The following is a 14,578-nucleotide window of genomic DNA, read 5'->3' on the forward strand; positions in this document are numbered from 1 at the left end:
CGCGGACCGGGTACAGAAAAGCATCCGACTCGTCCGGGACGGGAGCGGGCGGCGCCGATCCGTGGCATCGTCGGCTTTGTCGCCCTGTCGACCCCTCTATTGACATTGCCCCCGATCCGTCCCCTATCGCATGTGATCAGTACCCATATGCCCGTCCACGCATGCCGGGACGGCCATTGACAGGCATGATCCGTAAAAGGGTGGAAAGTCGAAATACCGTACGCCACCGAGGAGGAGGAACCCGTGACCCGCATCGACAGCGTGCGCGCCGCGACCGGCTCGGCGAAGGACAGCGTGCTGCACGCCGCGGAAGTGGTGGCGCCCTACGCCGACACGGCCAAGGAACGGGCCGCGCTCTACGCGCACGAGGCTCGTGTACGGCTCGCGCCCAAGGTGTCGCTCGCCGCAGAACAGGCCCGCGTGCAGTACGACGCCCACGTCGTCCCGCGTCTGGAGCAGGCGAAGACCCATGTCCCGCCGAAGGTAGACCTGGCCGCGCAGGAAGCGGCCGCCCGTACCCGGCTGGCCGCACGACAGGCCGCCGACTACTCCCGTCCGAAGATCGAACAGGCCGTGGCCGCGGCCGGACCGGTGAAGGACGAGGCCGCCGCCCGAGGCATCGCCGCGCTGGCCGCGCTGCGCGGCCAGGTGACGCCGAGGGAGATCGAGAAGCTGATGCGCAAGCACCGGCGGCGGGCCAAGGCGGGCAAGCTCGCCAAGGCGCTGCTCGTCCTCGGCGCCGTCGCCGGCGGCGCCTACGCGGCCTGGGCGTGGTGGGACAAGCAGGCCAACCCGGACTGGCTGGTCGAGCCGCCGGCCGCCACGGAGGTCCCCGCCTCGGGCGGCCTGGCCGCGGTGGACGGCAGCGTCGACCCCTCGGTCCTCGACCCCGAGGTGCAGGCCAAGGAAGCCGACGAGGAGGCCGCGAACCGCGACGACCGCAGCTGAGCCGTCGGCGTCCGCACCGCACCCCGCCTCACCAAAAAGACCCCGCCCACCTGCGTTTGCGCAGGTGGGCGGGGTCTTGTGTGTGGAGCCTAGGGGAGTCGAACCCCTGACATCTGCCATGCAAAGACAGCGCTCTACCAACTGAGCTAAGGCCCCGCAAGAGACGTCCGGCCGGAAAACCTCGAACCGGCGGGCGCCGCAGACCAGAGTACCGGGTCACCCGGGGTATCTCGCAAAAAGATGGGGGGTCCCCGCGGATGACCACTCTCCGTAAGATGCTCGGACGCGGTTCGCTACAGCGAACCGCGGTTTCTGGGGAAGCGATGGGGAGACGCAATGGACGCCGCACAGCAGGAAGCGACCGCGAGAGCGCGGGAACTTCAGCGGAACTGGTACGGAGAGCCGCTGGGGGCGCTCTTCCGTAAGCTCATCGACGATCTCGGCCTCAACCAGGCCCGTCTCGCCGGGGTGCTGGGACTCTCGGCGCCGATGCTGTCGCAGCTGATGAGCGGTCAGCGGGCGAAGATCGGCAACCCGGCGGTGGTGCAGCGGGTGCAGCTGCTCCAGGAGTTGGCGGCGCAGGTCGCGGACGGCAGCGTCAGCGCCGCCGAGGCGACGGAACGCATGGACGAGATCAAGCGGTCGCAGGGGGGCTCGGTGCTCAGCAACACCACACAAACGACGAGTGGTTCGGGCGCGCCCACGGTCAAGCGGGTCGTCCGCGAGATCCAGTCCCTGCTGCGCTCGGTGGCCGCCGCCGGCGACATCATCGACGCCGCCGACACTCTCGCCCCGACCCACCCGGAACTGGCAGAGTTCCTCCGGGTGTACGGCGCCGGCCGTACCTCCGACGCGGTCACGCACTACCAGTCCCACCAGAGCTGAGCCCTCGGCCCGGCAGCCGAAGGGGGTTCGGCAGCCGGGCGGTCGGCAACCCAGGGGATCGGGAAGCGGCGGGGCGGACGGGGGTCGTATCGCTCATCGCGGGGGAAGCAGAGGGGGAGACCCGAGCGGGACCAGGGGGAGGAGCGACGCACAGCCATGGGTGAGGTCTTCGCCGGACGGTACGAACTGGCCGACCCGATCGGTCGCGGAGGGGTCGGCGCGGTCTGGCGTGCCTGGGACCACCGCCGCCGCCGCTATGTGGCCGCCAAGGTGCTCCAGCAGCGCGACGCGCACGCGCTGCTGCGTTTCGTCCGCGAGCAGGCACTGCGGATCGACCACCCCCATGTGCTCGCGCCCGCCAGCTGGGCCGCCGACGACGACAAGGTCCTGTTCACCATGGATCTGGTGGCCGGCGGTTCACTGGTCCATCTCGTCGGCGACTACGGCCCGTTGCCCCCGGTCTTCGTGTGCACGTTGCTCGACCAGTTGCTCTCCGGGCTCACCGCGGTCCACGCGGAAGGCGTCGTGCACCGCGACATCAAACCCGCCAACATCCTGCTGGAGGCCACCGGTACGGCCCGGCCGCGCCTCAGACTCTCCGACTTCGGCATCGCGATGCGGCTGGGCGAGCCCCGGCTGACCGAGACCAATCTCGTGGTCGGAACGCCTGGTTACCTCGCGCCCGAGCAGATGCTGGGCGCCGAACCGGACTTCCCCGCCGACCTGTTCGCCGTCGGCCTGGTCGCGCTGTATCTGCTGGAGGGCGCCAAGCCGGACGCCAAGGCACTCGTCCAGTACTTCGCGGAGCACGGGACGCCGGGCGCCCCCAAGAGCGTTCCGGAGCCGCTGTGGCAGGTGGTCGCCACCCTGCTCCAGCCAGACCCGCAGGCGCGCTTCCGTACGGCGACGGGGGCGCGCAAGGCGCTCGCGGCGGCCGTCGAGCTCCTGCCCGAACCCGGCCCGGACGACGAACTGATCGAGATATTCGACCAACTCGGGCCCCTGCCACCGGGTTTCGGCCCCGACGGCCCACCACATCTCCCCAAGCCCCCCAACCCCTCAAGCCCAGCGAGGCACTCCACCGTCCTGCCCCTGGCCCCCCACACCGCCCCCGAGCAGGGCCGTCAAGCCACCGCACCCGACCCGAACTCCCCGCACAGCGCATCCGATACGGGTCATCCGGGCACCGCACCCGAGGCGGCCGGGCCCGGCTCCGCTTCCGGTCCGGATCCGTCGGACGGTGCGCCCCGCCAGGCCGGCCGCGACACCGGTTCGCTGCCCGCACGTCCGGGACTGCCCCCCGGTGCGGGCCCCGCGGGCACCGGATCCCGGCCTTCCGGCCCGGCGGCGCCCTTCACTCCTGCCCATCCGGGCACAAGCGGCCTGCCCTCCCGGCCCGACGAAGCACCTGATCCCGGCCGCCCCGACACGGGTACGGGTACGGGTACGGGTACGAGATCAGGCAGGGACTCGGGGACGGGCTCGGTAAGCGACCCACGGCGGCACCCGGACTCCGTGCCCACCGATCCGCGTCGCCCCACGCGACCGACATCAGGGTCGGCCGCCCACCCCCCGGCGCCCGCCCCGGCGCCCGCTCCTGCATCCATGTCGGACACCGGCAGCTTCCACCTCCCGCCCCCGCAAGCGGCGATCGGCACCTTTTCCGGCTCGGTACCCCCGGAGCCCTCCACTCCGCATCCCCCCGCCTACGCACCGACGCCCGGCCCCATGGCCGCGCCCCCGTACGACCCCACCTTCGTGCTGCCCACGCGTGGGCGGCACGGCGAGGTCTCCACCGCCTCGTACACCGCTCAGGACCGTCAGGACCCTCAGGACCCTCAGCGCCCACACAGCCCACACGGCCCGATGGTCGCGTCCGCCCCGCAGGCTGTCTCGCCGCAGGGCCGTCGCCGAGGGCACCGTGCCGCCCGCCGTGGGCGTCCGGGGCCGCCCGCCAAGGTCGCGCTGCCGCTGCTGTTGCTCGCGCTGGCCTGCTACGCCGTGGGGTTCTGGGCGTTGACGCGGATCTGAGCCGCCGCTCTGCGCCGGGCGGTGAGTGTCCACACCCCGAGCACCGTCAGCAGCAGGCTTCCGGTGCCGATGCCGCCCACGGCGACCGCCTTCATCGCGGGGTCGCCGCCCGAGGCACCGTCACCCGGCGCGTCGGCGCCCACCACACTCCCGACCGTCGAGGGCACGGGGTCCGGCGCACCCACGTCGAAGAACCCGCGGGGCACCGACTGCTGCGCGTATCCCGGACCGGCCTGGGTGCTGCCGCCGAGACGGACCCGCAGGGTCAGCCCGTAGGGCCCCTCGCCGAAACTCTCGGCGACCTGCGCGGCGAGGTGCACCACCAGGTAGTAGGAGCCGGCGAACCGAAGGGACTTCGTGGGGTCGGTCGGCGCGTACCGGTTGACGTATCTGACCGGCGGGACCGGTGGCAGCGAGGCCGACTTCTGGCTGCCGCCGTAGCCGATGCCGGTGTCCTTGACCGAGGCGCGCACGGGGTTGTAGAGCGTCAGGTCCAGGGCGTCGACCACATACCCGGAGTTCTTGTCCGCGCTGCCCAGGTCGACGCTGGCGGACAGTTGCTGCCCCCAGTCGACGGGGACCTTGTAGAAGAGGGTCTGCCCGGGGACGATCTCGTCGCTCCGCACACCCTGTTTCACGGCGGTCGCCTCGGCGAAGCCCGCCCCGCCCCGTACGGAGACGGGTTCGTCCACCGGTGGCGGGGGCGTGGCGGAGTCCCACGCCTCGGGCACGCGCGTGGCGGCCGCCTTCGCCAGGGGCGCCTCGGAGACGGGCGCGAGCTCCAGGTCCCAGGGCAGGGCGTCCGAGAGGTCCGTCTCCTCTTCACCACCGCCGGTGCCGGTGCGCTCGACGACGACGTAGTACGTACCGGCCTGCCGACACAGTCCCTTGCCGGGCATGAGCTCGCGCGCCCCCCAGGCGGTGAGCGGCTGGGGACTCCTGGCGGTTCCGACGGTCACGGAGTCGGAGGAGCACGTGGTGCTGTCGGCGTCCTGTACGGAGACGCTGATCCCGTCCCCGGCCAGGAGCGTGGCTTCCGCGCGCGGGATCGCCGTGACGGAGACGTACACGTTCGACGTGCCGTCGAGTTCGAGGCGGTAGTAGGCCCTGTCCTCGCCCTGAAGGGCGCTCCGGTACGTCGCGCCGGGTTCCAGCCGGGCGGCACCGGTGGTTCCCGTCGCCGCGGGGGCGCTGCGGACGTCGTCGGCGAAGGCGTAAGAAGGGACGTCCGGCGCGGCCACGGCGATCCCCGCGGGCAGCACCGCCGACGACACACAGAGCACCGCTCCCACGACCGTGCTCCGCATCACGGCCCGCACTCCGGCTCGCCACACGGCCGCTCCACGCCCCATACGCTCCGCACGCCCCGTTCGCCGGGTCATCGACCCCGCCCCCTCGCCTTGGACCGAACGTGGGCCATCCTCCCCCGCACGCGCGCGTGCCACCCCCGCATTCCGTACGGGCGTCCGAAAAGCCCGCCTATAATCGCGGGCCGGAGGATCCGCAACACAAAACCCCGACCGCGAGCGGCGGCCGGGGTCTGTTCAGTCTTCGGTATCGATACTCACGAACCCGTGGGCACGGAGTCAGTCGCCTCCGTCCACAGATCCTGCTCGGCGCGATCCGCCTGGATCTGGCGGTACACGAGGAGCCCGCCGATGGCGGCCAGTGCGACCAGGAGAAGCTTCTTCACCGCGCGACCTCGTCTTTCCTTGACGTGAGGGACCTCTGGCGCCCGACTATACACACCGACCGAGACCGATCGGTGACCTGCGTCCGCCCCTCAACTCCCGCCCTCGGCAGCGCAGTAGAAGCGCATCGCGGCACTCGGGCCGGAGGGTGATCACACCCGTACGGACGGTGACATTTGCCCGTACTCATCCCATCTGATCCTCACTTCTCCGCTTTTAGAGCTCCTTGCGCCCATCCGGGTGGTGTTCATCAGAACAACGCCACGCCGCGAGCGTCGGTCCACCACTTCGAGCCGCCCATACACATCATGAGGAAAGTACGCAAATCGCCCAACCCGAAAGTGAGGGGCCATGCCCGAGAACCGGGTCATGAAGCTGTGGACCGCCATCGTCACCGCCTTCCTCGCGCTGTGCACGGCGCTCGGACTCATCACGACGACCGCCGCCACGGCGACGGCACAGACCGCTCCGACGCGCCGCAGCGAGAGCGTCACCACCGCGGACACCACGGCGTGGCCCACGGTCGCGGCTCCCTGGGTGTGGGCCCAAGCCCGCTCCCTGCCCCCCACGATGAAGCAGCGCATCCACGCCGAGGCACACGGCAAGTCCCCCAGCTGCCGCCACCGCGGCCTCCCGGACACGGAAGCGGCCGAGCACACCACCGCTTCCTGCGACCCCGCAGACCCCGTGGACCCCGCCGAGCCGGCCACCCCGCTCCAGCGCTGAGCCCCCGGCACGCCATGTGCCACCTCTCCCCCGACGTAACGGCGAACTCGCGTACAGCCGCACGAGCAGGCCCGGCAGCTCCCCAGGAGCAACCGGGCCTTCGCCATGCCCCGCCACCATGACGGAACGGTCAGGGCTGCGTCGCGGCAACCTTGATGCCGAATCCGATCAGAACGACGCCGGTGACCCTGTCGATGACCCGCCGCACGACGGGCCTCTGGAAGAACGCGCGGGCCTTGGCCAGCAACAGCACGTAGGTGCCGAGGAAGGCCAGGTGGGCGGCACCGGCCGGCGTGACCGCCGTGCAGGCGGTGGCGGACGCGGCCGGCACAGCCGCCAGCCCCACCACGGTGAGCACACCCCGGACGAGCAGCCCGACGGTGACGCCCCCGACCGTACGTAGCCCGTCCCACTCGCCCTCGAGCCCTCGGCCCGGCCCCGGTGACGTCAAAAAGACCCCCGGACCGATGGTCCGGGGGCCTTCTCGTATGTGGGGCTAACAGGATTTGAACCTGTGGCCTCATCCTTATCAGGGATGCGCTCTAACCAACTGAGCTATAGCCCCGCCGCGCTTTGCGGTGTGTGTCCCGCGCGCTGACTCCTGAAGATTAGCGCACGACGTGCGCAGTCCCAAAATCGATAGTCGCGGGACGCACAGCAGGGTTTGGAACCGCTATGACGGCAAAGGTCACTCGTCCTCGGCGAGCGTCAGCTCGACGCCGCCGACGAAGCCCGCGGACAGGTTGTAGATGAACGCGCCGAGGGTCGCCAGCGCGGTCGCGAGGACTACGTCGATGACCGCGATGATCGCCGTGAACATCAGGACGTGGGAGAGCGACAGGAACGACTGGAGGTCGAAGCCGTTCGACTCGTTCGAGCCGGTCGCCTCCGAGACCGTGCCGCCGACCGTCGAGAAGACGCCCATCGCGTCCATGACCATCCACAGCACGGCGGCCGCGACGATCGTGCAGATGCCCAGCGCGATGGAGAGCAGGAAGCTGACCTTCATCACCGACCAGGGGTCGGCCTTCGCCACGCGCAGCCGCGCCTTGCGCACCCGAGGCGTGGTGCGGGCGCCGGTCCGCGGCCGCCGTACGGCGGCGCCGGCCGCGGCAGGTGCCGCGGACGCCTGCGCCGGGTAGGCCTGCGGCGGGTGGTAGGGCCCGGCGGCCTGCTGCGGCGGCTGCCGCTCACCGGGGAGCGGCGACGCCTCCTGCTGGGCCTGCGTGCCTCTGGTGTCCGTCACGGTTCCCCCCTGGGATCCCTTCGATCCTTGCGTGTCGGTCGAGGGTGAGGGCGAGTCGGCCGCAGGGGGCTTGATGGCCTTCAACTGGGTCGTGTGGGTGTCCGCCGCACGCCCGTCGGCCCCCGCGCCCCGCGCGTCGGTCGTACGCGCGTCCCCCGTCGGCGCGGCGGAGCCACGGCCGCCGCCGTTCTTGCCCGTACCGGCAGACGTACCGGCGCCCGTGGCTCCGCTCACGATGACTCTCTCCTCGTGCTACTCGGAGGAGGGCGACTCACCCTCGTCCGTGCCGGTGGTCGTGGCTGCCTCGGCGGTCTCGTCCACGGCGACCTCGCCGTCGACCTCCTCCGCCTCGCGCCCCGCCTCGGCGTTACGTGCGATACCGACGACGGCATCGCGCTTGCCCAGGTTGATCAGTTGGACGCCCATGGTGTCACGGCCCGTCTCCCTGACCTCGTTGACTCGCGTACGAATCACACCGCCGGACAGCGTGATGGCGAGGATCTCGTCGGTCTCCTCGACCACCAGCGCGCCGACGAGAGAACCGCGGTCCTCGACGATCTTGGCGGCCTTGATACCCAGGCCGCCGCGACCCTGGACGCGGTACTCGTCGACGGCGGTCCGCTTCGCGTACCCGCCGTCTGTGGCAGTGAACACGAACGTACCGGGTCGAACAACATTCATCGAGAGCAGCTGGTCTCCCTCACGGAAGCTCATGCCCTTGACACCCGAGGTGGCACGGCCCATGGGCCGCAGGGATTCGTCCGTGGCGGTGAACCGGATCGACTGCGCCTTCTTGCTGATCAGAAGCAGATCGTCGTCGGCCGAGACGAGTTCGGCTCCGATCAGTTCGTCGTCGGAACCGTCCTCCGTCTCACGGAGGTTGATCGCGATGACACCACCGGCACGCGGCGAATCGTAATCCTTCAGAGGCGTCTTCTTGACCAGGCCGCCCTTGGTGGCCAGCACCAGGTAGGGCGCCGCCTCGTAGTCGCGGATCGCGAGGATCTCGGCGATCGCCTCGTCCGGCTGGAAGGCCAGCAGGTTCGCCACGTGCTGGCCACGCGCGTCGCGGCCGGCGTCGGGAAGCTCGTACGCCTTCGCCCGGTACACCCGGCCCTTGTTGGTGAAGAACAGCAGCCAGTGGTGCGTGGTGGAGACGAAGAAGTGGTCGACGATGTCGTCTTCCTTGAGCTTCGCCCCGCGTACGCCCTTGCCGCCGCGCTTCTGGGAGCGGTAGTCGTCCGTCTTCGTGCGCTTGACGTAGCCACCGCGCGAGATGGTGACGACGATGTCCTCTTCGGCGATCAGGTCCTCGATGGACATGTCACCGTCGTAGGGCACCAGCATCGTCTTGCGGTCGTCGCCGTACTTCTCGACGATCGCCGCCAGTTCCTCGCTCACGATGCCGCGCTGGCGGACCGGCGAGGCCAGGATCGCGTTGTACTCGGTGATCTTCGCCTGGAGTTCGTCGTGCTCCTGGATGATCTTCTGGCGCTCCAGGGCGGCCAGCCGGCGCAACTGCATCTCGAGGATGGCGTTGGCCTGGATCTCGTCGATCTCCAGGAGCTCCATCAGGCCCGTGCGCGCGATGTCGACGGTGTCGCTGCGCCGGATCAGCGCGATGACCTCGTCGATGGCGTCCAGGGCCTTCAGCAGGCCGCGCAGGATGTGCGCCCGCTCCTCGGCCTTGCGCAGCCGGAAGCGCGTACGGCGGACGATGACCTCGATCTGGTGCGCCACCCAGTGACGGATGAACGCGTCCAGGGAGAGGGTGCGCGGGACCCCGTCGACCAGGGCCAGCATGTTGGCGCCGAAGTTCGACTGGAGGTCCGTGTGCTTGTACAGGTTGTTGAGCACGACCTTGGCGACCGCGTCCCGCTTCAGGACGATGACCAGACGCTGGCCCGTACGCGACGACGTCTCGTCACGGACGTCGGCGATGCCGCCGATCTTGGCGTCCTTCACCAGGTCGGCGATCTTCTGCGCGAGGTTGTCCGGGTTCACCTGGAACGGCAGTTCCGTGACCACCAGGCACTGGCGGTTCTGGATCTCCTCGACCTCGACGACCGCGCGCATCGTGATGGAGCCGCGACCCGTGCGGTACGCCTCCTCGATGCCCTTGCGCCCGACGACGAGGGCGCCGGTCGGGAAGTCCGGTCCCTTGATGCGCTCGAGGAGGGCGTCCAGCAGCTCCTCGTGCGAGGCCTCGGGGTTCTCCAGGTACCACTGGGCGCCGGCCGCGACCTCGCGCAGGTTGTGCGAGGGGATGTTGGTCGCCATGCCGACCGCGATACCGGCCGAACCGTTGATCAGCAGGTTCGGGAAGCGGGCCGGCAGGACGGTCGGCTCCTGGGAGCGGCCGTCGTAGTTGTCCGTGAAGTCGACGGTCTCCTCGTCGATGTCGCGGACCATCTCCATGGACAGCGGCATCATCTTGCACTCGGTGTACCGCATGGCGGCCGCCGGGTCGTTGCCGGGAGATCCGAAGTTGCCGTTGGAGTCCACCAGCGGCATCCGCATCGACCACGGCTGTGCGAGACGGACCAGCGCGTCGTAGATCGAGGAGTCGCCGTGCGGGTGGTAGTTGCCCATCACGTCGCCGACGACGCGGGCGCACTTGTAGAAGCCCTTCTCGGGCCGGTAGCCGCCGTCGTACATGGCGTACAGGACGCGCCGGTGGACGGGCTTGAGGCCGTCCCGGACGTCCGGCAGCGCGCGGGAGACGATGACGGACATCGCGTAGTCGAGATACGAACGCTGCATCTCCGTCTCGAGCCCGACGGGCTCGATACGCATCACGACGTCGCCGCCCTCTTCAGGGGTGACGGGAGTGTTCTCGTCGGTCATTGCTGGTGAGAATCCTTTCTGACGCGGTCAGCTGAGACCGACTCAGATGTCGAGGAACCGGACGTCCTTGGCGTTGCGCTGGATGAAGGCGCGGCGCGCTTCGACGTCCTCGCCCATCAGGACCGAGAACAGGTCGTCGGCCTGGGCGGCGTCGTCGAGGGTGACCTGGCCGAGTACGCGGTGCTCCTGGTCCATGGTCGTGATGCGCAGCTCCTCGGCGTTCATCTCACCGAGGCCCTTGAAGCGCTGGATCGAGTCCTCGCGCACGCGCTTGCCGCGCTGGCGGCCCATCTCGAGCAGCGCGTCGCGCTCACGGTCGGAGTACGCGTACTCGATGTCCTCCCGACCCCACTTGATCTTGTAGAGCGGGGGGCGGGACAGGAACACGTGCCCGGCCTCGACCAGCGGCCGCATGAAGCGGAACAGGAAGGTCAGCAGCAGGGTGTTGATGTGCTGGCCGTCGACGTCGGCGTCCGCCATCAGAATGATCTTGTGATAGCGGAGCTTGGAGATGTCGAAGTCCTCGTGCACACCGGTGCCGAAGGCGGAGATCAGCGCCTGGATCTCCTGGTTCTGCAGGATCTTGTCGATCCGCGCCTTCTCGACGTTGAGGATCTTGCCTCGGATCGGGAGGATCGCCTGGTACTGCGGGTTGCGGCCGGACTTGGCCGAGCCGCCGGCGGAGTCACCCTCGACGATGAAGATCTCGCACTTAATGGGATCGTTCGACTGACAGTCGGAGAGCTTGCCCGGCAGGGACGCCGACTCCAGCAGGCCCTTGCGACGGGTGAGGTCGCGGGCCTTGCGGGCCGCCACGCGCGCGGTGGCCGCCTGGATGCCCTTGCGGACGATGTCCGCCGCCTCCACCGGGTTGCGGTCCAGCCAGTCGTTGAGGTGCTCGTAGACCGCCTTCTGGACGAAGGTCTTCGCCTCCGTGTTGCCCAGCTTGGTCTTCGTCTGGCCCTCGAACTGGGGCTCGCTCAGCTTGACGGAGATGATCGCGGTCAGACCCTCGCGGATGTCGTCACCCGTGAGGTTGTCGTCCTTCTCGCGCAGCAGCTTCTTGTCCCGCGCGTACTTGTTGACCAGGTTCGTCAACGCCGAGCGGAAGCCCTCCTCGTGCGTGCCGCCCTCATGCGTGTGGATGATGTTGGCGAAGGAGTACACGCCCTCGCTGTAACCGCTGTTCCACTGCATGGCGACTTCGAGGGAGAGGCTCTTCTCCTTGTCCTCCGCCTCGAGGTCGATCACCGTCGGGTGCACCACGTCGCCCTTGCGGGAGTTGAGGTACTTCACGAAGTCGACGATGCCGCCCTCGTAGTGGTACGTGACGGTCTTGACCTCGTCCTTCTCGTCCGCACCCGCCTCGTCCGCACCGGCGGTGGCCTTCGCCGACTCGCGCTCGTCGGTGAGTTTGAGCGTCAGACCCTTGTTGAGGAACGCCATCTCCTGGAAGCGCCGCGAGAGCGTCTCGAAGGAGTACTCCGTGGTCTCGAAGATGTCCGCGTCGGCCCAGAAGGTGACCGACGTGCCCGTCTCGTCCGTGGCCTCGTGCTTGACGAGGGGGGCCGTCGGAACGCCCATCTTGTAGTCCTGCGTGTGGCGGTGGCCGTCGGTCTTCACCTCGACCGCGACCTTGCTCGACAGGGCGTTCACGACCGAGACGCCGACGCCGTGCAGACCACCGGAGACCGCGTAGCCGCCGCCGCCGAACTTGCCGCCCGCGTGCAGCACGGTCAGCACGACCTCGAGGGCGGGCTTGCCCTCGGACGCCACGATGCCCACCGGGATGCCGCGGCCGTTGTCGATGACGCGGACACCGCCGTCGGCGAGGATCGTCACGTCGATGGTGTCCGCGTGGCCGGCCAGCGCCTCGTCGACCGAGTTGTCGACGACCTCGTACACGAGGTGGTGCAGGCCGCGCTCGCCGGTCGAGCCGATGTACATACCGGGTCGCTTGCGGACCGCGTCCAGACCCTCGAGGACGGTAATGGCGCTGGCGTCGTACGAGGTGGTGACCTCGCTGGTCGAGGCGGCTGCCCCGCCGCTCGCGCCGGCGTCGGTGGACGGGATGTTCTCGTTGGGGTTGCCGGAATCGGCCACGAAGCGCCCTTTCTGGCACAGCACCAGCCAGGCTCGTCGGCAGGTTGCCGGAGCGGCTGCGGCATGTTGCGTTGGTAAGCCTTGATCAGCGTTGCTCAGCTTCTCCCGGGCGGTCCCCACGTTCGGGGCGGGATTGGCTTCCAGTCTACCGGTAGCACTGACACTGATGGGGGTTTGCCGGTACCTGAGTCCGCATGTGCCGCCCTCAACCGGTCTCTTCCGGGTCCCGATATACGGAAGGGGGCTCCAAGAGGCTCACGGAGGCACTCAGCGCTTTCGGGCGTCAACCCTTGGCTACTTGGGAGTCAGGTCCGGATTCGCACCCGCACGCGGTCACACGAAACGAAGGCCGGGCGGTCCCCACGGGACCCTCCCGGCCTGGCAAAGCGTGACGCACGTCACCCGTAGGTATCCCCGGGACCCGTGCTCCCAGGGGCTCTGAGGGGGCCGTAGCGGCGTGCGGGGCCGTTGGGACCGAGCACCTTGATCTGCCGCACCGTCCCGTGCCCCAGATCCTCGTTGAGGCGCGCGACCAACGTCGGCGCGAGCAGTCGCAGGTTCGTCGCCCAGGCCGTCGAGTCGCAGCGCACGATCAGCGTCCGCTCGTCCTCGTCGTACTTCTCGGGCACGCAGTGCTTGGCCACGTCCTCACCGACGATCTGCGGCCACCGGCCCATCACACCGCCCACCGCCGCCGGTGCCTCCCACCCCCGCTCGTTGAGCAAGCGGTTGATCGCCGCGCCCAGCGCCATGGGGTCGCGTCCGTCCGCGCGCGCGCCGGAGCGCAGACCGCCGCCACGCCGCGCCTGCTTCTTCTGCTGAGCCGCGTCCCCACGCGCGCGTGCCTGTTCGCGGGCCGCCCTGAGCGCCACCCGCGCGAGGTCGACACCGGACGGCTCGGGAACCCGCTTCGCGGGCTCGTCGGCGGTCATACGCGCTCCACCGTCCCCTCGCTGACGGCGTACCTGGCGCCCGCGAGCGCGTGCGGTACGTCGTCGTCGACCGCCGCCGTCACCAGCACCTGCTCGCCGGGCGCCACCAGCTCGGCCAGCCGTTCCCGCCGGCGGACGTCCAGCTCGGCGAAGACGTCGTCCAGCACCAGCACCGGCTCGTTGCCCTCCGCCCGCAGCAGGTCGTACGAGGCCAGCCGCAGGGCCAGCGCGTACGACCAGGACTCACCGTGCGAGGCATACCCCTTGGCGGGCAGCTGACCGAGCTTGAGCACCACGTCGTCCCGGTGCGGGCCCACCAGGGTCACGCCGCGTTCGATCTCCTGCTTGCGGACGTCCGCGAGCGCGGCCATCAGCTGCCCGTAGAGGTCCTCACGCGTGTGTGCCTCACCGGGCGCCGACGACTTGTACTCCAGCGCCACCGGACCGCCGCCGGGCGCCAGCTGCTCGTACGCCTTGTCGGCGAGCGGCTGGATCGCGGCGATCAGGTCGAGGCGCTGGGCGAGCAGCTCGGCGCCCACGCGCGCGAGGTGCTGGTCCCACACGTCGAGGGTCGACAGGTCCATGGAACGGCCGCCGTGCCGCCGGGCGAGCGCGGCCGACTTCAGGAGCGTGTTGCGCTGCTTGAGCACCCGCTCGTAGTCCGAGCGCACGCCCGCCATCCGCGGGGAGCGCGCGGTGATCAGCTCGTCGAGGAAGCGGCGCCGTTCACCGGGGTCGCCCTTGATCAGCGCGAGATCCTCGGGCGCGAACAGCACGGTCCGTACGATGCCCAGCACGTCACGCGGCCTGACCTGCGAGGACCTGTTGATGCGGGCGCGGTTGGCCTTGCCGGGATTCAGCTCCAGCTCGACCAGCTGCTGCCGCTCGCCCTGCCTGATCTGGGCCCGGATGATCGCCCGGTCGGCACCCATGCGGACCAGGGGCGCGTCCGAGGCGACCCGGTGGCTGCCGAGGGTGGCGAGATAGCCGACGGCCTCGACGAGGTTCGTCTTGCCCTGCCCGTTGGGGCCCACGAAAGAGGTGACGCCCGGGTCGAGCGGAACCTCGACCCGGGCGTACGAGCGGAAGTCGGCCAGCGACAGATGCGTGACGTGCATGGTCGTTCGCCGACCTCCCCCAGGGTTGTGGATCGCGGGGCGACCCTGTGG

The 14,578-nt window shown here is 69.8% G+C and carries 12 protein-coding genes and 2 tRNA genes; 4 read left to right on the plus strand and 10 right to left on the minus strand.

Features of this window, described 5'->3' with window-relative positions; translation table 11 throughout:
* The first annotated feature begins 243 nt into the window (after positions 1 to 243).
* Positions 244 to 948: a DUF5324 family protein gene (locus tag OG440_RS18405; RefSeq protein ID WP_406007909.1), complete on the plus strand. Its 705-nt coding sequence runs from the start codon at positions 244 to 246 to the stop codon at positions 946 to 948.
* 83 nt (positions 949 to 1,031) lie between these two features.
* On the opposite strand, the gene OG440_RS18410 is transcribed toward OG440_RS18405, so the two are convergent.
* Positions 1,032 to 1,104: transfer RNA gene (locus tag OG440_RS18410), tRNA-Ala, on the minus strand.
* Positions 1,105 to 1,284: 180 nt separating this feature from the next.
* Between OG440_RS18410 and OG440_RS18415 the strand changes: the two genes are divergently transcribed.
* Both OG440_RS18415 and OG440_RS18420 read left to right on the plus strand, forming a co-directional pair.
* Positions 1,285 to 1,833: a DNA-binding protein gene (locus tag OG440_RS18415; protein ID WP_189931494.1), complete on the plus strand. Its 549-nt coding sequence runs from the start codon at positions 1,285 to 1,287 to the stop codon at positions 1,831 to 1,833.
* 156 nt (positions 1,834 to 1,989) lie between these two features.
* Positions 1,990 to 3,864 (plus strand): protein kinase domain-containing protein, encoded by a 1,875-nt coding sequence (locus OG440_RS18420; RefSeq protein WP_406007910.1) that lies wholly within the window; start codon positions 1,990 to 1,992, stop codon positions 3,862 to 3,864.
* Here the strand turns inward: OG440_RS18420 and OG440_RS18425 are convergent.
* Both OG440_RS18425 and OG440_RS18430 read right to left on the minus strand, forming a co-directional pair.
* Positions 3,828 to 5,198 (minus strand): hypothetical protein, encoded by a 1,371-nt coding sequence (locus OG440_RS18425; RefSeq protein ID WP_406007911.1) that lies wholly within the window; start codon positions 5,196 to 5,198, stop codon positions 3,828 to 3,830. The two genes, OG440_RS18420 and OG440_RS18425, sit on opposite strands and share 37 nt — an antisense overlap.
* Before the next feature lie 230 nt (positions 5,199 to 5,428).
* Positions 5,429 to 5,557 carry a DLW-39 family protein gene (locus tag OG440_RS18430; protein ID WP_003999697.1) on the minus strand — a complete coding sequence of 43 codons (129 nt, stop codon included), beginning with the start codon at positions 5,555 to 5,557 and terminating at the stop codon, positions 5,429 to 5,431.
* Between the two features lie 349 nt (positions 5,558 to 5,906).
* Here OG440_RS18430 and OG440_RS18435 point away from each other — a divergent pair, with 349 nt between their 5' ends.
* On the plus strand, positions 5,907 to 6,281 hold the full coding sequence (locus tag OG440_RS18435) for a DUF6344 domain-containing protein (protein WP_406007912.1): 375 nt from the start codon (positions 5,907 to 5,909) through the stop codon (positions 6,279 to 6,281).
* 130 nt (positions 6,282 to 6,411) lie between these two features.
* On the opposite strand, the gene OG440_RS18440 is transcribed toward OG440_RS18435, so the two are convergent.
* The 7 genes from OG440_RS18440 to recF form a co-directional block, all read right to left on the minus strand.
* Positions 6,412 to 6,732: a hypothetical protein gene (locus OG440_RS18440; RefSeq protein WP_406007913.1), complete on the minus strand. Its 321-nt coding sequence runs from the start codon at positions 6,730 to 6,732 to the stop codon at positions 6,412 to 6,414.
* Between the two features lie 40 nt (positions 6,733 to 6,772).
* A tRNA-Ile gene (locus tag OG440_RS18445) sits at positions 6,773 to 6,846 on the minus strand.
* 123 nt (positions 6,847 to 6,969) lie between these two features.
* Positions 6,970 to 7,761 (minus strand): DUF3566 domain-containing protein, encoded by a 792-nt coding sequence (locus OG440_RS18450; protein ID WP_406007914.1) that lies wholly within the window; start codon positions 7,759 to 7,761, stop codon positions 6,970 to 6,972.
* Positions 7,762 to 7,779: 18 nt separating this feature from the next.
* Positions 7,780 to 10,374 carry a DNA gyrase subunit A gene (gene gyrA / locus OG440_RS18455; RefSeq protein ID WP_406007915.1) on the minus strand — a complete coding sequence of 865 codons (2,595 nt, stop codon included), beginning with the start codon at positions 10,372 to 10,374 and terminating at the stop codon, positions 7,780 to 7,782.
* Between the two features lie 42 nt (positions 10,375 to 10,416).
* A complete protein-coding gene (gene gyrB / locus OG440_RS18460; protein WP_406007916.1) occupies positions 10,417 to 12,501 on the minus strand; it encodes a DNA topoisomerase (ATP-hydrolyzing) subunit B in 2,085 nt (694 codons plus the stop codon).
* 374 nt (positions 12,502 to 12,875) lie between these two features.
* Entirely contained in the window at positions 12,876 to 13,409 is a 534-nt protein-coding gene (locus tag OG440_RS18465; RefSeq protein ID WP_406007917.1) for a DUF721 domain-containing protein, read from the minus strand.
* Positions 13,406 to 14,527: a DNA replication/repair protein RecF gene (gene recF / locus OG440_RS18470; RefSeq protein WP_406007918.1), complete on the minus strand. Its 1,122-nt coding sequence runs from the start codon at positions 14,525 to 14,527 to the stop codon at positions 13,406 to 13,408. The genes OG440_RS18465 and recF overlap by 4 nt, the downstream gene beginning before the upstream one ends.
* Between the last annotated feature and the right edge of the window lie 51 nt (positions 14,528 to 14,578).

The organism is Streptomyces sp. NBC_00637 (assembly GCF_045161545.1).
Lineage (GTDB): Bacteria > Actinomycetota > Actinomycetes > Streptomycetales > Streptomycetaceae > Streptomyces.